Origin of the sequence: Kitasatospora griseola, assembly GCF_044999035.1 — a bacterium.
Lineage (GTDB): Bacteria > Actinomycetota > Actinomycetes > Streptomycetales > Streptomycetaceae > Kitasatospora > Kitasatospora griseola.
In genome coordinates this window covers 1,377,325-1,395,313 of sequence record NZ_CP173360.1, presented here as the reverse complement: position 1 = coordinate 1,395,313, position 17,989 = coordinate 1,377,325, and the positions used below count along the sequence as shown (strand labels likewise).

Here is a 17,989-nt window from a genome sequence, read left to right as displayed (position 1 = left end):
TCCCGAACCGCGAAAATCTATATTCCGCCGGCGGATTGCGGACGGCTTCCCGGGTTCACAGCCAATCCTTCCGGACGGCTTGGGCCCCGGCCTGGAAGCGGCTTTCGGCGCCCAGGCGATTCATCAGGTCTTTCATCATTCGACGCACCGTCCGTAAGGACAGGCCCAGCTTCCGGCTGGCGGACTCGTCGGTGTGCCCCTGGCCCAGCAGTTGCAGCAGGGCGCGCTCGGACCCGGTGAGGTCCTGGTCGTCGCGGGGTGCGGGCTGCTGACCGAAGTCGGCGCCGTTGCGCCACAGTTCCTCGAACAGTGCGCACAACGGCTGGACGAGGGCGGCGCCGTGCAGTTCCAGTGCGCCGCGGCGGCCGTCGCTGGGGTCGCTCGGGATCAGTGCGATGCTGCGGTCGACGATCACCAGCCGCATCGGGAGTATGGGCACGGTCCGGGTCGAGCCGCCCAGATCGGCCAACCAGCGGGCATAGCGCAGGGTGTCGGGGTCGTTGCGGAAGCTCTCCTGGAAGATGCTGCGGATGGCCACTCCGCGCTCCAGCGCCACCTGGTTGGGGTGCTTGCCGGCCTGGATGGAGTCGGGGCGGACGGCGCCTCCGCGCATCAGCGACAGGCACTCCTCGGCCGCGGTCGCCGCGAGTTCCTCCAGGCGGTCACGGACGGCTTCGAGGGAGTCCAGCCGCACGACCATCTCGTCGTCGAGCCGCCGGTCGGTGTACTCGGCGGAGAGGGCCGCGATCGCGGTCCGGGCGGTCTCCAATTGCTGCTGGCGGTGGAGCAGTTGGTTCTGGTTGTGGGCGAGCAGTCGGATCAGTCCGACTTCCGGGCTGACGGCCCGCAGGGTGCGGGAGTCGCTCGCGGGGCGCAGCAGCGTCAGTTCCAGCAGTTCGTCGAGTGCTTCCCGTACCTCCGCTTCCGACAGGTGCAGTTTGGCGGCGATCTGCTCGACCCCTCTGTCCGGCTCGGCCAGCAGGGTCCGGTAGACGGTCTCTGTCAGTGCGTTCAATCCGAGTGCTTGTAACACGCGGCCCTCCCCCGGGTCGATGATCATCATCATCGCCTCGGTGCGGTCGGCGATGCAATGCTTTCCGCAGACGAAATGATCTGGCACGTAGTTGCCGAGTGACTTGGTGCCACCTCTGAAGTCGTGACATCGCGTTGCCCAGGAAGGCAAGATCTTCCCCAACGGCGCGGAAAGCACCGCATTGACCGGGACGAGTTCCGCGAACCGCTCACGCGCGCACCATGGTTACGAAACAGGAGGGAACAGTCGTGGCCCGCTCCATACGGATCGTTTGCACCGGCCTGGTCTTCGCATTCACCGTCGGCCTGGGTTCCGGCGCATCGGCCGGCGCCTCCGCCGACCGCTCGGGGGGCCAACGCACCGCCGCCAGCACGGGCTTCGACTGGGACATCGCTCCTGCCGCGCCGCCCGCGCAGAGCTGACCGGACCCCGTGCACCTGGTCGCGGTGACTCTCACCTGCTCTGACCCGGTGCCACCGAGGCTGGCCGCTGGGGCGGTCACCGATCTGATCTGGCTCCACTGCCGACGCGCGGACCGCGTGGAACACATCCGCACCCGCGTCGACCTCGACCGGTGCCGCATCGCCGCCGCGATCATCGCGGATACTCCGGATGCGGCGGCCGCGAACCTGCGCAGCGTCTGCGAACGCGCCCTGCAGCAAGTGCCGGCCCTGCGCGGCTGGTCCCTCTCCCTCACCTGACACCTCCGCGAGCCGGGCCCGGGGGCCCGGCCGGCCGCCCGCGTGCGGCCGCGCCCGGAGATCGACCACCGACTGCCCGCCTCCGACCGAACTCCGCGGAGCGCCAGGGCACCTGACGTCCACTCGGGAAGCAACGCGCCCGAGAGCGACAGCCCCGACGGCCGATGCGGCGGTCGTCACGGGGTTCCCCGACCCGTCCGCCGGTGTTCGCGCGCCCTGGAGTCCCTGGGCGCGGTCGGCGGGCACCCCCTCCCAACCCCCCTTTTCCGAAAGGACATTGCTCACCATGCGCATGCTCACCAAGATCGCTGCCGCCACGGCCCTCGCCGTGCCGATGTTCGCGGCTGTGCCCGGCGTCGCCAACGCCACCACCGTGCCCACCGCCCCCAGCGCCTCCCTCGCGGCCAGCTGCTCCAGCGTCACCCAGATCGGCACCACCGCCTACATCAACGTCGGCGGGCAGACCATGGCGTCCGTCAAGCAGTACAAGGGCTGCGGGAAGAACTACTCCTACCTGTACGTGTGGCAGGGCTACCGCGACACCCACAGCAGCTGGAACGCGTGCACGACCATCCTCACCGGCACCACCATCCGTGACGTCCAGTGCGACAGCAACATGGTGGAGATCTGGTCCTCCGGCGCCGACACTCTGGCGGAGTGCACCCAGGCCATGGGCTGGAACGGCTACGGCCCGTGGCCGGGCGCCGGTGACGTCGTCGCGAAGACCGACACCCGCTGCTGACCGCTCCGCCCACCGGCGAGCCCTGCAACACCGGGCCCCGGGGCGGCTGTCGACGACCGCCCGGCGCATTCTCCGACGCCGGCCGGGTCGATCGGGCAGCGGTGCGCCGCGGGCCGTCGGACCCCTGTCCCGCCCGGTGCCTGCACCGGGCGGGACAGGGACCGATCCTCCACCGAACAAGAAGGAACCACCGCATGGCAACCGTCACCAAGACCCGGAACACCGCCACCCGGCTGCTCGCGGCCGTCGCCGTCCTGAGCGGCCTGGTGCTGAGCGCCGCACCGGCCCACGCCACCACCCCGCCGCCGCAGAGCGCCGCCACCGTGCTGCCCGTGGTGGACATGGAAGCCACCGTGCTGGCCGCCCTGATCGACCCCCGCCGCGCCGACAGCACGCAGACCCCCGGCGCCCACGACTCGGTCCTGGCCGTCGAGCAGGCCCTGCAGGCCCGCGGCTTCCTCGCCGCCCAGTGGGTGGACGGGTACTTCGGCACCAGCACCACCACCGCCTACGCCGCCTACCAGCGCTCCCTCGGCTTCAGCGGCCTGGACGCCAACGGGCTGCCCGGCGTCACCTCGCTCACCTCGCTCGGGCAGGGCCGGTACACCCTGACCCACCAGATCGGTCCCGGCGCGAAGCTCCAGCGCGACGGATACACCGTCAACACCCGCACCCAGAACATGCTCACCGAGGCCGAGCGCCTCCTGGGCTTCCACCTGACCCTGGACCAGGGCTCGTACAACCCGGGTGGCGACCCGACCTCCGCGGGCACCCACGACGGCGGCGGCGTCGTGGACATCAACGTGGACGGCATGACCGCCGCCACCCGCAACAACGTGGCCCTGGTGCTGCGTCAGGTCGGGTTCGCCGCCTGGGTCCGCAACCCCACCCAGGGCAACTGGCCGTGGCACATCCACGCCGTGGCGATCACCGACACCGACCTGGCCACCCAGGCCCAGAACCAGGTCGGTGACTACTACCTCGGCTTCAACGGTCTGGCCAACCACGGCCCCGACGACGGCCAGCGGATCACCATCCAGACCTGGGAGCAGTACCAGCGCACCCACTGACCGCGCGCGGCTCCACCCGAGCACGACCGCGCACCGGTCGACCACGCAGCGTTCCACGACACACCACGAGAAGAGTCAGCAGTGAAGAAGATACGCAACATCCTGACCGTCGCCGGCACCACGCTGGCCCTGGCCGTTCCCCTGATCGGGGCCACCCCCGCCTTCGCCGCGTCCCGCGACGGATCCTGCGACTCCGGCGAGTTCTGCTACTACTTCAACAGCGACAACGCGGGCTCGATCTCCGACTTCACCGGCTCGCTCAGCAACTACGGCGACACCCAGCCGTCCTGCTACGACTTCAAGAGCGCGGGCAACGGCCAGGGCGTCTGCATCAAGAACAACGCCGCGTCGGTGTGGAACCGCTCCGGCCAGACCGTCCGCGTCTACTTCAACAGCGGCTACGCGGGCTCCTACCAGGACTTCGCCCCCGGCGCCAAGGGCAACCTCAACTCCACGCTGAAGAACAACAACGCCTCGCACCAGTTCCTCGGCGGCGGCGGCAGCGGCAGCAACGAGAACGCCACCAACGACTACGACGGCGGCGCGCACGGCTTCATCGCCCTCCAGTGCACCGCCTTCGCGTCCTCCCGCGTCCAGAGCCGTCTCGGCATCTCGAACTTCGGCAACTCCTACGGCGGCACCACCTGGGGCAACGCCGCGCAGTGGGACGACGCGGCCCGCCGCCTCGGCATCACCGTCAACACCACCCCGTCCGTCGGCGCCATCGCCGTCAACGACGTCCACCGGGCGAGCAACGGCATCATCTACGGCCACGTCGCCTACGTCAACGCCGTCTACTCCGACGGCTCCTTCGACGTGGAGGAGTACAACTGGAACAACCCGGAGGGCTACGGCACCCGCAAGGGCATGCACGTGAGCAGCGCGGACAACGCCTTCCAGTGGATGATCCACTTCTGAGCGGCCCCCGGCAGGACACCGGCATCCCCGAGGTGATCCTGTGAGCGTACGGGCCACGGCGGTTTGACAGGTCCGCCGGAGCCGGAGCGGTGCGCAGCGAAGCCCCGTCGGGCAGGCGACTCCTCGAAGTCGCCCCCGCCCGGCGGGGCTTCGACGTGCCGGCAGCGGACGCTGCGGCTACTTGTTGGTGAAAGCGGCCGGGCGCTTCTCGGCGAAGGCGGTCATGCCTTCCTTCTGGTCCGCGGTGGCGAACGCGGCGTGGAACAGGCGGCGTTCGAAGCGGACGCCCTCGGCGAGGGTGGTCTCGAAGGCGCGGTTGACGGACTCCTTCATCATCACCGCGGCGGGCAGCGACATCGCGGCGACGGTCTCGGCGACGGCGTGGGCCTCCGTCAGGAGCTGGTCGGCGGGGACGATGCGGGAGACCAGGCCGGCGCGCTCGGCTTCCTCGGCGTCCATCATGCGGCCGGTGAGGCAGAGGTCCATGGCCTTGGCCTTGCCGACGGCGCGGGTGAGGCGCTGGGAGCCGCCGATGCCGGGGATGACGCCGAGCTTGATCTCGGGCTGGCCGAACTTCGCGGTGTCGGCGGCGATCAGGATGTCGCAGAGCATGGCGAGCTCGCAGCCGCCGCCGAGGGCGTAGCCGGCGACGGCGGCGACGACGGGCTTGCGGAGGCGGCCGAGCTCGTCCCAGGGACCCAGCCAGTCGTCGAGGTAGACGTCGGGGAAGCGGTTGTCCTGCATCTCCTTGATGTCGGCGCCCGCGGCGAAGGCCTTCTCGGAGCCGGTGATCACCATGGCGCCGATCTCCGGGTCGCGGTCGAAGGCCTTGGCTGCCGCGACCACCTCGGTCATCAACTGGTTGTTGAGCGCGTTGAGCGCCTTGGGGCGGTTGAGGGTGATGATGCCGACCCGGCCCTTGCGGTCCACCAGGATCGTCTCGTACTCGGTCATCGCCGCAAATCCTCTCCACGCTGAGCGGAACACTGACGGTGGATACGATCTCGGAACGCCGCCCCGGATGCCAGTCTCGACAGGCGAGACGATGGTCACCTCGGCAGTCGCAGGTCGCCGCCTTCGGGGACGGTGAAGAAACGTGCGACGTCAGCGGCGGTGACCTCGGAAAGCGACGCGGGGCTCCAGTGCGGGTCGCGGTCCTTGTCGACGACCTGGGCGCGGATGCCTTCGACCAGGTCGTGGTGGGCGAGGGCGGCGCAGGAGATCCGGTACTCCTGTTCCAGGGTGGCGGCCAGCGAGGGCAGCGTGCGGGCCCGGCGCAGCGCGGCCAGGGTGACCTTGAGCATGGTGGGGGACTTGCCGAGGAGCTGCTCGACGGCTTCCTTGGCCTCGGGCAGGCCGGTGGCCCGGAGGCGCTCCAGGATCTCCTCGACGCTGTCGGCGGCGTAGCAGTGGTCGATCCACTCGCGCTGCTGGGCGAGTTCGGAGGCGGGGGCGGTCTCGGTGAGCGGGGCGAGAGCGGCGACGGGGTCGTCCGAGGAGAGCAGTGCGGGCAGCGCGGCCGACGGGACGAAGTGGTCGGCGAAGCCGCAGTGCAGGGCGTCGCCGGCGGTCATGGTGGCGGCGGTGAGGGCGAGGTGGGTGCCGAGCTCGCCGGGGGCGAGGGCGAGCAGGCGGCTGCCGCCGACGTCGGGGACCAGGCCGATCCGGGTCTCGGGCATGGCGACGGTGGAGCGTTCGGTGACGATCCGGGTCGCGGCGTGCGCGGAGAGGCCGACGCCGCCGCCCATGGTGATGCCGTCCATCAGCGCGAGGTACGGCTTGGGGTAGCGGGAGATCAGCTCGTTGAGGGGGTACTCGACGCGGAAGAACGCCCGGCCGCCGGCGCCGCCGAGTTTGGCGTCGTCGTGGATGGCGCGGATGTCGGCCCCGGCGCACAGTCCGCGCTCGCCCGCGCCGGTGAGCAGGACGGCGGAGATCCGGTCGTCCGAGGCCCAGGCGTCCAGGGCGGTGCGGACGGTCTCCAGCATGCCGTGGGTCAGGGAGTTGAGGGCACGTGGGCGGTTGAGGGTGATCCGGCCGGTGCGGCCGACCCGGTCGATCAGCACGTCCTGCGGGGTGTCCATCACCATGACTGTCTCCGCTCCCGTCCGGAAAGTACGACGATCTTCCCGTGCACGGTACCGGGCCGGTGGGGCGGCCGGGGGCGCAGGGTCAGCAGGGGTGCAGCGGGGTGGTGAGCAGCACCGGCCCGGTGGTGGCGACCGGCTGCGAGGCGAAGCCGCAGAGCTTCACGGGGTGCGGGGCGGACGGGAACGCCTGGGCCTGCGGGGCGGCGGGCATCAGCAGGTTGGCGGCTGCGAGCGCGGCTCCGCAGACCAGGGTGCGCAGCTTCATCATCGGGTCCTCCGGCAGCGAGTCGTCCGCGAACGGTCGCGGCCGGCTCGGGAGTCGGGCCGCGTGATGTCGCGTCAACTTCTAGCGGCGGACGGGTTCGGCGTCCCGCAATCTCACCCGAACAGCGGCGAGCTGCGGGCGCGTCATTGACGCACCCGCAGCCCACGGAGGGACAGATCAGCCGATGATCCGCCCGGTGACCTCGCCGAAGCCGACCCGCAGCCCCCCCGGGCCGGGGGCGGTGGCGCTGATGGACACCTCGTCGCCGTCCTCCAGGAAGGTGCGCTCGGTGCCGTCGGGGAACTTCAGCGGGTGCTCGCCGTTCCAGGTCAGTTCGATGAGCGCACCGCGGGTGTCCGGCTCGGGGCCGGAGACCGTGCCGGAGGCGTACAGGTCGCCGGTGCGCAGGCTGGCGCCGTTCGCGGTGAGGTGGGCCAGCTGCTGGGCGGCGGTCCAGTACATGGTGGCGAACGGCGGGCGGGAGACGGTGCGGCCGTTGAGCGCGACCTCGATCGCCAGGTCCAGGCCCCAGGGCTCGGCGTCCCGGTCGTCGAGGTACGGCAGCGGCTCCACGTCGCGGGCCGGCGGGGCGACCCGGGCGTGCTGGAGGGCCTCCAGCGGCACCACCCAGGGGGCGAGGGAGGTGGCGAAGGACTTGCCGAGGAACGGGCCGAGCGGCACGTACTCCCAGGCCTGGATGTCGCGCGCCGACCAGTCGTTGAGCAGGCAGACGCCGAAGACGTGCTCGGCGAAGTCGGCGAGCGCCACCGGCGTGCCCATGGCGCTGGGCGTGCCGACGACGAACGCGACCTCGGCCTCGATGTCGAGGCGGCGGCTCGGTCCGAACGAGGGAGCCGGGTCCGCGGGGGCCTTGCGCTGGCCGTGCGGGCGGGTCACCGGGGTGCCGGAGACCACGATGGTGCCGGAGCGGCCGTGGTAGCCGATCGGCAGGTGCTTCCAGTTCGGGGTGAGCGGCTCCGAACCCGGGCGGAAGATCTTGCCCAGGTTGGTGGCGTGGTGCTCGGAGGCGTAGAAGTCGACGTAGTCGGCGACCTCGAACGGCAGGTGCAGCTCGACGTCCGCCAGGTCCAGCAGGCAGGGCTCGACGGCCGGGCGGTGGGCGGCGTCGGTGAGCCACTCGGTGAGCGCCGCGCGCACCTCGCGCCAGGTCGAACGGCCCGCGGCCATCAGCGGGTTGAGCGTCTCGGCGTCGAGCAGCTCGGACGGGCTGCCGACCGCCCGGGCGGCCGCGCCGGCGTCCAGCACCCGGTCGCCGATCCGGACGCCGATCCGCCGCCGGCCGGGCCGGTCGTCGGCGGTGAACACGCCGTAGGGGAGGTTGTGCACGCCGAACGGCGAGTCCGCGGGCAGATCGAGCCAGGTGGTGGCGGTCACGAGTTCTCCAGGAGGCCGAGTCGGGCGAGGTCTTCCAACGGCTCGGCGATGCTACAGGTGCCGAAGGCGGTGAACGCGGAACGGATCCGCGCGATCTGGTGTTCCGTCAGCGACTGCACGGCCGTCGCCAGCCGGGCCCCGTCGCGTTCGGCGAGCAGCTCGGTGGCCTGCTCCCGGTCCGAACTTCCGGCGGCCAGCAGCACGTTGAGGAAGCCGTGGTGCTCGTAGCCGGTGCCCAGGTCGGTGTGCCGGACGGCGTTGTGCAGGCCCGCCGTGCACTTGTACGGCAGCTCGCGCTCGGCGCAGGCCACCTGGAACCCGGCGAGCTCGGCGACGCTCGGGAACGCCGCGAAACTCAGGCCGCCGGTGCGGTACTTGGCGCGGTAACGGGTGCCGGCCAGGGCGTCGAGGGCGTCCGGCGGGACCGCGCGGGGCACCTCGACGGCCGCACCGACGCCGTCCGGCAGCAGCGCGTCCAGCTCCGCCACGGCCGCCCGGACGTCCTCGCCGGCCACGTACTCGACGCCCGCCAGCGGCAGCCCGGCCGCGGCCTTCAGGGCGTCCGCCAGTCGGCCGGTCGGCACCGTCACCACGATCGGGAACTCCGGTGCCAGCAGGGCGAGTTCGGCCAGCTTGTCGACCGGCGCGAGCAGCGGGCCGACCGCCGCCGCGTACGGTGCGGCGCGGTGCGCCAGGTGCGCGGGGACGGCCTCGGCCAGCGGCAGGTCGCCGGGCGGGAAGACCGCCGCGTCGTCGAACAGCCCCCGGTACAGCTCGGGTACGTTCATCGCTTCGCCCAGGTCCATGCGTAGTTCGGGTCCTCGCTGGCGGTGGCGGCCTCGCCGAGCTCCAGCGGGCGGAAGGTGTCCACCATGACCGCCAGCTCGTCGAAGAGCTCCACGCCGATCGAGCGCTCGTACGCGCCCGGCTGCGGGCCGTGGGTGTGGCCGCCGGGGTGCAGCGAGATCGACCCCTGTCCGATGCCGGAGCCCTTGCGGGCCTCGTAGTTGCCGCCGCAGTAGAACATCACCTCGTCGCTGTCCACGTTCGCGTGGTAGTACGGGACGGGGATCGACAGCGGGTGGTAGTCCACCTTGCGCGGCACGAAGTTGCAGATCACGAAGTTGTTGCCCTCGAACACCTGGTGGGCCGGCGGCGGCTGGTGCACCCGGCCGGTGATCGGTTCGAAGTCCGCGATGTTGAAGGCGTACGGGTACAGGCACCCGTCCCAGCCCACCACGTCGAACGGGTGGTTCGGCACGGTGTAGCGGGTGCCGACCACGCCGCCCGGGCCGCGGTGCTTGACCAGCACGTCCACCTCGCCGCCCTCGACCAGCAGCGGGCCCTCGGGGCCGCGCAGGTCGCGCTCGCAGTACGGGGCGTGCTCCAGCAGCTGCCCGTACTTGGAGAGGTAGCGGCGGGCCGGGGTGATGTGGCTGTTCGCCTCGATGCAGTAGGCGCGCAGCGGCTCGTCACCGGTCGGCACCCAGCGGTGCGTGGTGGCCCGGGGGATGATCACGTAGTCGCCCCGGCCGACCGTCAGGGAGCCGAAGACCGTCTCCAGCACGGCGGCGCCCGACTCCACGTACACGCACTCGTCGCCCAGCCCGTTGCGGTACAGCTCGCTGGGCGCGCCGGCCGCGACGTAGGAGATCCGCACGTCCGCGTTGCCGAGCACCAGCCGGCGGCCGCCGACGACGTCCGCCGACTTCCACTCCTGGCCGGGGAACAGCTCGTGCAGCTTCAGGTGACGGGGGAGCAGCGGGAGGTTGGCGGTGGTGGACTGGTCCGGCAGCTCCCACACCGAGGCGGCCGTCACCGCCGACGGGATGTGCCGGTGGTACAGCAGCGAGGAGTCCGAGAAGAACCCCTCCTCGCCCATCAACTCCTCGTAGTAGAGGCCCCCTTCGGGGGTGCGGTGCTGGGTGTGCCGCTTGGGCGGCACCGAGCCCAGCTGCCGGTAGTACGCCATCGTCCCGCTTCTCCCTCGTCGCCCTGGTTCCTGCCGCCCGTCAGAGGTTGCCGCGCCGGTCCTGCTCGCGCTCGATCGCCTCGAAGAGCGCCTTGAAGTTGCCCTTGCCGAAGCCCAGCGAACCATGCCGCTCGATGAACTCGTAGAACACGGTCGGCCGGTCGCCGATCGGCTTGGTGAAGATCTGCAGCAGGTAGCCGTCCTCGTCGCGGTCCACCAGGATGCCGCGCGACTTCAGCTCCTCGATCGGGACCCGGACCTTGCCGATCCGCTCGCGCAGCTCCGGGTCGTCGTAGTACGAGTCCGGGGTGTTCAGGAACTCGACGCCGCGCGAACGCAGCACGTCGACGGTGGTGAGGATGTCGTTGGTGGCCAGCGCCATGTGCTGGCAGCCCGGGCCGGTGTAGAACTCCAGGTACTCGTCGATCTGCGACTTCTTCTTCGCGATCGCCGGCTCGTTCAGCGGGAACTTCACCCGGTGGTTGCCGCTGGCGACCACCTTCGACATCAGCGCCGAGTAGTCGGTGGCGATGTCGTCGCCGACGAACTCCGCCATGTTCACGAAGCCCATCACCCGGTTGTAGAACGACACCCACTCGTCCATCTTGCCGAGCTCGACGTTGCCCACCGCGTGGTCCAGCGCCTGGAACAGCCGCTTCGGCGCGCCCTCGGGGCGGACCACCGTGGACTCCTTGGCGATGTAGCCCGGCAGGTACGGGCCGGTGTAGCGGGAGCGGTCGATCAGGGTGTGCCGGGTCTCGCCGTACGCGGCGATCGCGGCGCGGCGGACGGTGCCGTGCTCGTCGGAGACGTCGTTCGGCTCCTCCAGGATGGTGGCGCCCTGGGCGCGGGCGTGCTCGATGCACTTGTCCACGTCCGGGACCTCCATCGCCAGGTCGACGACGCCGTCGCCGTGGCGGCGGTGGTGGTCCAGCAGCGGGCTGTCCGGCAGCACACCGCCCTTGATCACGAAGCGGCAGGAACCGGAGCGCAGCACGAAGGCCTTGCGGTCGCGGCGGCCGGTCTCCGGACCGGAGTAGGCGACCAGCTCCATGCCGAACACGGCCTGGTAGAACTGCGCCGTCTGGGTCGCGTTGCCGACCACGAAGACGACGGCGTCCTGAGCGGTCACCGGGAACGGGTCGGTCGAGGCGTCGTACTCGACCAGGCCCACCAGAGTGCGCAGCTGCTCGGCCGTCAGTCCGGCCTGCAGCTCCTCGGGCGTCAGTTCAACAGCGGCGTCGGCGGTCATCGGTGCATTCCTCCACGTCGAGTCGGTTGCGAGGAGCTTCCTCCTGCTCGGTGAGGTGGGCAACAGGTCCGATTCCGGCTGCTCAATGTGTACAAGGTGAGCAGCTCGGGGCGGGTCCGACTGGGCGGATTGCTCAACGACCCGCCCGATCGTCGCCCGGTCGACGCACCGCGAGGTGCTCGGCGAACCACCGCGCGGCCAGGTCGGCGACCGTCTCCAGCGCCCCCGGCTCCTCGAACAGGTGGCTCGCACCGGGGACGATCTGCAGGGCGCTCTCGCAGCGCAGCTCGGAGCGGGCCTGCCGGTTCAACTCCACCACCTCGCCGTCCGCGCCGCCCACGATCAGCAGCGTCGGGGAGGTCACCAGCGGCAGCCGGGCCTGCGCCAGGTCCGGGCGGCCGCCCCGGGAGACGATCGCGCCCGGCGCGGTGTCCGGTTCGGCGGCCGCCCACAGCGCTGCGGCCGCGCCGGTGCTGGCCCCGAAGTAGCCGAACGGCAGGCCGGTGAGCGGGGGGTGGTGGCGCACGGTGCGGGTCGCCTCGGCGAGCCGGCCGCCCAGCAGGCCCGGGTCGAACACCTTCCAGCGGTCCTCCGCCTCGTGCGGCGTCAGCAGGTCGAACAGCACGGTGGCCAGGCCCTCCCGGTGCAGCCGCTCGGCGACCCGCCGGTTGCGCGGACTGCCCCGGCCGGAGCCGCTGCCGTGCGCGAACAGCACGACGCCGACGGCGTGCTCGGGCACCGCGATGGCGGCCGGGCCGGTCGGGAAGGCCAGCTCGTGGGTGTCCACCTCCGGGTGCCGCGGCCGGCCCGCCCGCGCCAGCGCGGCCAGCACCTCGCCGTCCTCGACCTGCCGGAAGTCCCGGTAGAACTCGCCGACGGCCATGAACCGGGACGGGGTGTGCACCGCGACGAACGCGTCCGCCGCGCCGGACAGCCGGGACGTCCAGTCGTGCGGGGCGACCGGCACCGCCAGCACCACCCGGGACGCGCCGCGGGCCCGCACCAGCCGGCAGGCCGCCAGCGCCGTCGAACCCGTCGCCACCCCGTCGTCCACCACCAGCACGGTGCGCCCGGTGAGCGACACGGGCGGCCGGCCCTCCCGGTACGCGGCCGCCCGGCGGGCCAGCTCGGCCCGCTCCCGGGCCTCCACCGCCGCGAACTCCTCGGGCGTGACGCCCACCGCGTCCACCACCGTCTGGTTCACCACCCGGGCGCCGTCCTCGCCGACCGCGCCCATCGCCAGCTCGGACTGCCCCGGGGTGCCGACCTTGCGGATCACGCACACGTCCAGCGGCGCCCCCAGGGCCGCCGCCACCTCCACCGCCACCGGCACGCCGCCCCGCGGCAGCGCCACCACGACGGGGCCCTGCGGGTCGGCGCCCAGCGCGGGGGTGTCGGTCAGCGCGGCGGCGAGTGCGCGGCCCGCTTCGGTCCGGTCGGTGAAGTACATGGGGAACCTCTCCGTTCTCCACCGTACGCGCGCCCGGAGGCGGTGGAGAGGCGGGCAGAAGTACCGCAAATCGGGTGATAAGTAAAAAATAAGGATTAACCGGCGGATAGCGTTAGTTTCCGCGCAGACCGGGTAGCGACCAAGTGGTTTCGCATTGGCCTGACAACGAGGAGGTGATCCAGGTGTCTACCCAGCTGCCGTCGGGCATGGAGCATCACCCGGACATCCTGGAGATGCGTGAACACGCCGAACGGGCGACATCCACGACCGCAGGGCAGGGGACGGAGGCGCTGGCGATCTGCGCCGGTCTGTTCCTCGCCATCTCGCCGTGGGTGGTCGGCTTCAGCGGCTTCACCGGCCTGGCCATCAGCAACCTGGTGCTCGGTATCGCCTACACCGTCCTGATGGCGGGCTACGGCCCGGCATGGGGCCGCACGCACGCACGTGCCTGGGCCTGCGCGGTCATCGGCGTGTGGACGATCGTCGCGCCCTGGGCCGTCAACGGCGGAGCGCACATCCGCCGGACCATCCTGACCAACACGATCACCGGCGGCGTCATGACGCTGCTGGCGCTGGCCGCGGTCGGCATGGTGTTCGCCGGAGCCTCCGGCACGGCGCGACGACGCCACTGATCGTCGCGCGACCTGCCCGTCCGCCCCGGCCCGACCGCCGGGGCGGACCCGTGTCCGGCGCAGTGGACGGAAAGTGAACGGCGAGTAGGGGAACGGTCACAGCTCGGGGCAGGGCGGCATGGCGCGGGCGCCCGGCGGGCAGCCACGCTGTGGAGCCACGGGGGAGGACCGGATGACCGAACGGGAACGGCAGCTGCGGGCGGCCGTGGAGACGGCCCGGCACCAGGTCCGGCGGGACGGGGACGCGGCGCTGCCCGCCCTGGTGGAGGCGCTGCACCGGTGGTGCGCCCCGCTGCTCGGCGACCCGGCGCGGGCCGCCGAACTGGACGCCGCACTGGCCGAATGCGTGTCCGCCGCAAGGCAGTTGGTGCGCGACCGCCCGGAGTACCTGCCCGCGCTGGCCGCCGCGCTGTACCGGCAGTCACTGACCCTCGGCCACCGCGGCGAACGCGCCCGCGCCCTGCCGCCCGCCCGCGAAGCACTCGCCCACTACCGCGAGTTGGCCGACGACGACCTCCGGACGTTCGGGCCGCCGGCGGCCGCCGCACTGGAGAACCTGGCCAACCAGCTGGCCGGGACCGGCGCCCGCCCCGAGGCCGTCGAGGTCGCCCGCGAGGCCGTCGCGCTGCGCCGCCGGCTCGCCGCCCGCCACCCCGGCCCGGAGCGGGACCTCGAACTCGCCTCCGCCCTCGCCGACCTGGGCATCGCCCTCGGCGAGGCCGGCCGCCACCAGGAAGCCGTGGACGTCGCCCACGAGGCCGTCGCGGGATACCGGGCAGCGGGCGGCGGACGCGGCCCGGACCGGGTCGCGTACTGGGCGGCACTGCTCAGCCTGGTCGAGGAACTGGAGCACACCGGCCGCCACCACGAACAGGACCGGATCCTGGCGGAACTCGCCGACACCCGCCGCCAGGCCGCCCGGCAGAACCCCGAACTGGTCGCCCACCTGGACGCCGCGCTGCGCGCCCGGGGCTACCGCGTCAGCCCCGACGGCCGACCGCGACGGGAGGCGCGCGGCGCGTCGGACCGGTCGCAACCCGGAGCAGCGCACGGGGTGTCGGACGTGCCGCAACCCGGAGCAGCCCGGGGACAGCACCGGGCAGCGCCCGACGCCTCGCGCGAAAAGCCGCTGAGAATCGCCGAGTTGACGCAGTACGGGCACGCCCGGGCGGAGCACGGCGACCCGGCGGGCGCGGTGACGGCGTTCCGGCAGGCGCTGGCGCTCGCCCGGCAGCTGCCGGCCGCCGACGCCCGGACGCGGCCGACGCTGGCCGCCGTCCTGCACGACCTCGGCCTGGCGCTCGGCTGGGACGGCCGCCCGGCGGAGGCGATCGGCGTCCTGGAGGAGTCCGTCCGGCTGCACCGGGCCGAACTCGCCGAGCGCGGCGCGCCGGTGGCGCCGCTGCTCGCCGAGAGCCTCGACACGCTCGGGAGCAGGCTCGCCGCGCTCGGCCGCCACCGGGCGGCGCTGGCCGCCACCCGGGAGGCGGTGCAGCTCCAGGAACCGGTCGCGGACCGGACCGGCGGGGAGCGCGAGAACCGCGAACTCGCCCGGATGCTCAACAACTTGAGCATCCGGTACGCGGACCGCAGGCGGCACCGCGCGGCCCGGGACGCCTCCCGCCGCTCCGTCGCCCGCTACCGGTCGCTGCCCTTCGCCGGCCCCGCGCACCTGACCGGCCTGGTGCACGCGCTCACCAACCTCGCCCTCCGCGAGGCCCGGCTGCGCAACACCGAGCCCGTACCGGCGCTGGTCCGCGAAGCGGTCAAGCTGATCCACCTGCCCCGCGGCCACCAGCGCGCCCAACTCGCCGACTCCCTGCACTGGTTGGCCTGGTACCTGCGCCGCCACGGCGACCCGGCGACGGCGGACGTCGCGGCCGCCGCGGAGGCGGGGCTGCGGCGCTGAGGTCAGCCCTGCCCGGCCGGGCGGGTCATCCGCAGGACGTCGAGGGCCTCGTCGAGCTGGGCCTCGGTGAGCAGTCCGCGGTCCAGGTAGCCGCGTTCGACGACGACCTGGCGGATGGTCTTGCGCTCGGCCAGGGACTGCTTGGCGACCTTCGCGGCCTCCTCGTAGCCGATGTACCGGTTGAGCGGCGTCACCACGGACGGCGAGGACTCGGCGTACTCGCGGGTGCGCTCGGCGTTCGCGGTGATGCCGGTGACGGTGCGGTCGGCCAGCAGGCGGGCCACGCCCGCCAGCAGGCGGACCGACTCCAGCACGTTGCGGGCGATCACCGGGAGCATCACGTTCAGCTCGAAGTTGCCGCTCGCGCCGGCCACCGTGACGGTGGTGTCGTTGCCGATCACCTGCGCGGCGACCATCAGGACCACCTCGGGCAGCACCGGGTTGACCTTGCCCGGCATGATCGAGGAACCCGGTTGCAGGTCCGGCAGGTTGATCTCGGCCAGGCCGGTGCGCGGGCCGGAGCCCATCCAGCGCAGATCGTTGGCGATCTTGGTGAAGCCGGTGGCGATCGTCCGCAGCTGGCCGCTCAGTTCGACCAGGCCGTCGCGCGCGCCCTGCGCCTCGAAGTGGTTGCGGGCCTCGGTCAGCGGCAGCCCGGTGGCCCGGGCGACCTCGGCGATCACCGCGGCGGAGAACCCGGCCGGGGTGTTGATGCCGGTGCCCACCGCCGTTCCGCCGAGCGGCAGTTCGGCGACCCGGGGCAGCGTGGCCGTCAGCCGCTCCACGCCGTAGCGGACCTGCGCCGCGTAGCCGCCGAACTCCTGGCCGAGCGTGACGGGCGTGGCGTCCATCAGGTGGGTGCGGCCGGACTTCACCACCTCGGCGAACTCCCCGGCCTTCGCCTCCAGCGCCCCCGCCAGGTGCTCCAGCGCCGGGATCAGCTCGTGCACCACGGCGCCGGTGGCCGCGATGTGGATCGAGGACGGGAACACGTCGTTCGACGACTGCGAGGCGTTGACCTGGTCGTTCGGGTGCACGGGGCGGCCCAGGCGCTCGCCCGCCAGGGTGGCGATCACCTCGTTGGCGTTCATGTTCGACGAGGTGCCGGAGCCGGTCTGGAACACGTCCACCGGGAACTCGGCGTCCCAGCCGCCCGCCGCGACCTCCTCGGCCGCGGACCGGATCGCCTCCGCGACCGGCTCGTCCAGCACCCCGAGGCGCGCGTTCACGACGGCGGCCGCTGCCTTGATCCGGGCCAGCGCCGCGATGTGGGCGCGCTCCAGGCGCTGCCCCGACACCGGGAAGTTCTCGACGGCGCGCTGCGTCTGCGCCTGCCACTTGGCGGCCGCCGGCACCCGTACCTCGCCCATCGAGTCGTGCTCGATCCGCCAGCCCTGCTCGTTCCTGCTGTCCATGGTGGGACACCTCCTGGTCCCGTCAGCCTTCCACGGACGCCGGGCATTCCCGCCGCGCCGCACCAGCGTGTCGGCCCGGGCCACCCCCCACGGCGGCACGGGCCGACACGGGCTCAGCCGTGGTACGAGGCGACGACCTTGGTGAAGGCGTACGCGGACTGGCCGATGCCGCTGCAGGTGTCGCCCGCGGAGGTGCCGGACGGGCACGGGCGGTCGCGGTTGACCGCCCAGAAGGTGAAGCGGGCCAGGTGGTGGCTCTTGGCGTAGTTCAGGATGGTGGTGAAGTCGGCGGTGGAGACCGTCTCGTCGGACTCGTCGGTCCTCCCGTTCATCGAGGAGATCCCGATGTGCCGGTACGCCGTCGCCGAGTCGTAGCCGTAGGCGCTCGCCACCGCGTTCTTCAGGCCGTCGGCGGCCTTGGTGGAGACGCTGCCCATGGTGCCGCTGTGGCCGCCGAAGTCGAACGGCATGATCGTCCAGCCGTCCACCGCGAGACCGGCCGCCGCGCCCTTCCTGATCAGGTCGGTGCCGGTGGAGTCCGGGCCGGTGGGCGTGGTGCCGAAGGTGACGTACACCTTCAGGCCCGGGTTGTTGGCCTTGACCGTCTTCAGCGCGCCGATCACCCGCTGGCGGACCGTCGCGTCGGAAGCCTCGGTGTTCTCGATGTCGATGTCGATGGCCTTCAGCCGGTAGGCGTCGATCACCTTCTGGTAGGCGCCGGCCAGCGCGGAGGCCGAACTGCACTTCTCGCCCAGCTTGTTGCCGCTCCAGCCGCCGAACGAGACCAGCACGTCGCCGCCGGCGGCGCGGATCGCGTCGATGGAACGCTGGTCGCTGCCGCCGGTGAGCGCGCGGGAGCCGTCCCACTTCGGGTTGCAGCCGCCGTCGGAGAGCATGAAGGCCAGCGTGAACTGGGTGGCGCCGGTGGCCTGCATCACCTGCACGGGGTTCTGCGGGCTGCCCCAACCCAGGTACTCGTACGGGGCGTTCAGGCCGACCGGGTCGGGCGAGGCGGCCTGGCCGGCGGGGGCCAGGGCGAGGGCGCCGGCCGCCAGGGCGGCGGTGGTGGCGAGGGCGAGGAGCGGGCGGGCGAGGGCGGGCTTGGCCATGGGTCACCGTTCCGGGAGTCGCGGACGCGGCCGGGC

At 72.4% G+C, this 17,989-nt stretch carries 18 protein-coding genes; 7 read left to right on the top strand and 11 right to left on the bottom strand.

Going from position 1 to position 17,989, the window contains the following annotated elements; all coding sequences use genetic code 11:
* Nucleotides 1-55 precede the first annotated feature (55 nt).
* Entirely contained in the window at nt 56-1,015 is a 960-nt protein-coding gene (locus ACI1MP_RS06685) for a LuxR C-terminal-related transcriptional regulator (RefSeq protein ID WP_380333008.1), read from the bottom strand.
* A 266-nt stretch (nt 1,016-1,281) separates the two neighbouring features.
* On the opposite strand from ACI1MP_RS06685, the gene ACI1MP_RS06680 reads away from it, so the two are divergent.
* The 5 genes from ACI1MP_RS06680 to ACI1MP_RS06660 all read left to right on the top strand — a co-directional run bounded on the left by ACI1MP_RS06680 (nt 1,282) and on the right by ACI1MP_RS06660 (nt 4,464).
* Complete coding sequence (locus tag ACI1MP_RS06680; RefSeq protein ID WP_157815681.1) at nt 1,282-1,455, top strand: hypothetical protein; 174 nt, start codon at nt 1,282-1,284, stop codon at nt 1,453-1,455.
* 117 nt (nt 1,456-1,572) lie between these two features.
* Entirely contained in the window at nt 1,573-1,734 is a 162-nt protein-coding gene (locus tag ACI1MP_RS06675) for a hypothetical protein (RefSeq protein WP_404868011.1), read from the top strand.
* Between the two features lie 286 nt (nt 1,735-2,020).
* Complete coding sequence (locus tag ACI1MP_RS06670) at nt 2,021-2,476, top strand: hypothetical protein (RefSeq protein WP_380333007.1); 456 nt, start codon at nt 2,021-2,023, stop codon at nt 2,474-2,476.
* A gap of 194 nt (nt 2,477-2,670) precedes the next feature.
* On the top strand, nt 2,671-3,546 hold the full coding sequence (locus ACI1MP_RS06665; protein WP_363470511.1) for a peptidoglycan-binding protein: 876 nt from the start codon (nt 2,671-2,673) through the stop codon (nt 3,544-3,546).
* Between the two features lie 81 nt (nt 3,547-3,627).
* Nucleotides 3,628-4,464: a CHAP domain-containing protein gene (locus tag ACI1MP_RS06660; protein ID WP_404868010.1), complete on the top strand. Its 837-nt coding sequence runs from the start codon at nt 3,628-3,630 to the stop codon at nt 4,462-4,464.
* Between the two features lie 177 nt (nt 4,465-4,641).
* Here ACI1MP_RS06660 and ACI1MP_RS06655 read toward each other — a convergent pair whose 3' ends face one another.
* The 8 genes from ACI1MP_RS06655 to ACI1MP_RS06620 form a co-directional block, all read right to left on the bottom strand.
* Complete coding sequence (locus ACI1MP_RS06655; protein WP_380333005.1) at nt 4,642-5,418, bottom strand: enoyl-CoA hydratase; 777 nt, start codon at nt 5,416-5,418, stop codon at nt 4,642-4,644.
* Nucleotides 5,419-5,513: 95 nt separating this feature from the next.
* Nucleotides 5,514-6,548: an enoyl-CoA hydratase/isomerase family protein gene (locus tag ACI1MP_RS06650; protein WP_404868009.1), complete on the bottom strand. Its 1,035-nt coding sequence runs from the start codon at nt 6,546-6,548 to the stop codon at nt 5,514-5,516.
* An 88-nt stretch (nt 6,549-6,636) separates the two neighbouring features.
* Nucleotides 6,637-6,819 carry a hypothetical protein gene (locus ACI1MP_RS06645; protein WP_404868008.1) on the bottom strand — a complete coding sequence of 61 codons (183 nt, stop codon included), beginning with the start codon at nt 6,817-6,819 and terminating at the stop codon, nt 6,637-6,639.
* 177 nt (nt 6,820-6,996) lie between these two features.
* On the bottom strand, nt 6,997-8,214 hold the full coding sequence (fahA, locus tag ACI1MP_RS06640) for a fumarylacetoacetase (protein WP_404868007.1): 1,218 nt from the start codon (nt 8,212-8,214) through the stop codon (nt 6,997-6,999).
* Nucleotides 8,211-9,020: a hypothetical protein gene (locus tag ACI1MP_RS06635; RefSeq protein ID WP_404868006.1), complete on the bottom strand. Its 810-nt coding sequence runs from the start codon at nt 9,018-9,020 to the stop codon at nt 8,211-8,213. Before ACI1MP_RS06635 ends, fahA begins: the two co-directional genes overlap by 4 nt.
* Complete coding sequence (locus tag ACI1MP_RS06630; RefSeq protein ID WP_404868005.1) at nt 8,999-10,186, bottom strand: homogentisate 1,2-dioxygenase; 1,188 nt, start codon at nt 10,184-10,186, stop codon at nt 8,999-9,001. The genes ACI1MP_RS06635 and ACI1MP_RS06630 overlap by 22 nt, the downstream gene beginning before the upstream one ends.
* Nucleotides 10,187-10,226: 40 nt before the next feature.
* On the bottom strand, nt 10,227-11,438 hold the full coding sequence (gene hppD / locus ACI1MP_RS06625) for a 4-hydroxyphenylpyruvate dioxygenase (protein ID WP_100587780.1): 1,212 nt from the start codon (nt 11,436-11,438) through the stop codon (nt 10,227-10,229).
* 133 nt (nt 11,439-11,571) lie between these two features.
* On the bottom strand, nt 11,572-12,888 hold the full coding sequence (locus ACI1MP_RS06620) for a phosphoribosyltransferase family protein (RefSeq protein WP_404868004.1): 1,317 nt from the start codon (nt 12,886-12,888) through the stop codon (nt 11,572-11,574).
* Between the two features lie 182 nt (nt 12,889-13,070).
* Here ACI1MP_RS06620 and ACI1MP_RS06615 point away from each other — a divergent pair, with 182 nt between their 5' ends.
* Nucleotides 13,071-13,520: an SPW repeat protein gene (locus ACI1MP_RS06615; protein WP_404868003.1), complete on the top strand. Its 450-nt coding sequence runs from the start codon at nt 13,071-13,073 to the stop codon at nt 13,518-13,520.
* Between the two features lie 172 nt (nt 13,521-13,692).
* A complete protein-coding gene (locus tag ACI1MP_RS06610) occupies nt 13,693-15,429 on the top strand; it encodes a tetratricopeptide repeat protein (protein ID WP_404868002.1) in 1,737 nt (578 codons plus the stop codon).
* A gap of 2 nt (nt 15,430-15,431) precedes the next feature.
* Here the strand turns inward: ACI1MP_RS06610 and ACI1MP_RS06605 are convergent, their stop codons facing one another.
* Both ACI1MP_RS06605 and ACI1MP_RS06600 read right to left on the bottom strand, forming a co-directional pair.
* Nucleotides 15,432-16,844 (bottom strand): class II fumarate hydratase, encoded by a 1,413-nt coding sequence (locus ACI1MP_RS06605; protein ID WP_404868001.1) that lies wholly within the window; start codon nt 16,842-16,844, stop codon nt 15,432-15,434.
* 113 nt (nt 16,845-16,957) lie between these two features.
* The gene (locus tag ACI1MP_RS06600) at nt 16,958-17,953 is read right to left on the bottom strand and encodes a chitinase (RefSeq protein ID WP_404868000.1); all 996 of its coding nucleotides are present in this window, start codon (nt 17,951-17,953) and stop codon (nt 16,958-16,960) included.
* Nucleotides 17,954-17,989 lie beyond the last annotated feature (36 nt).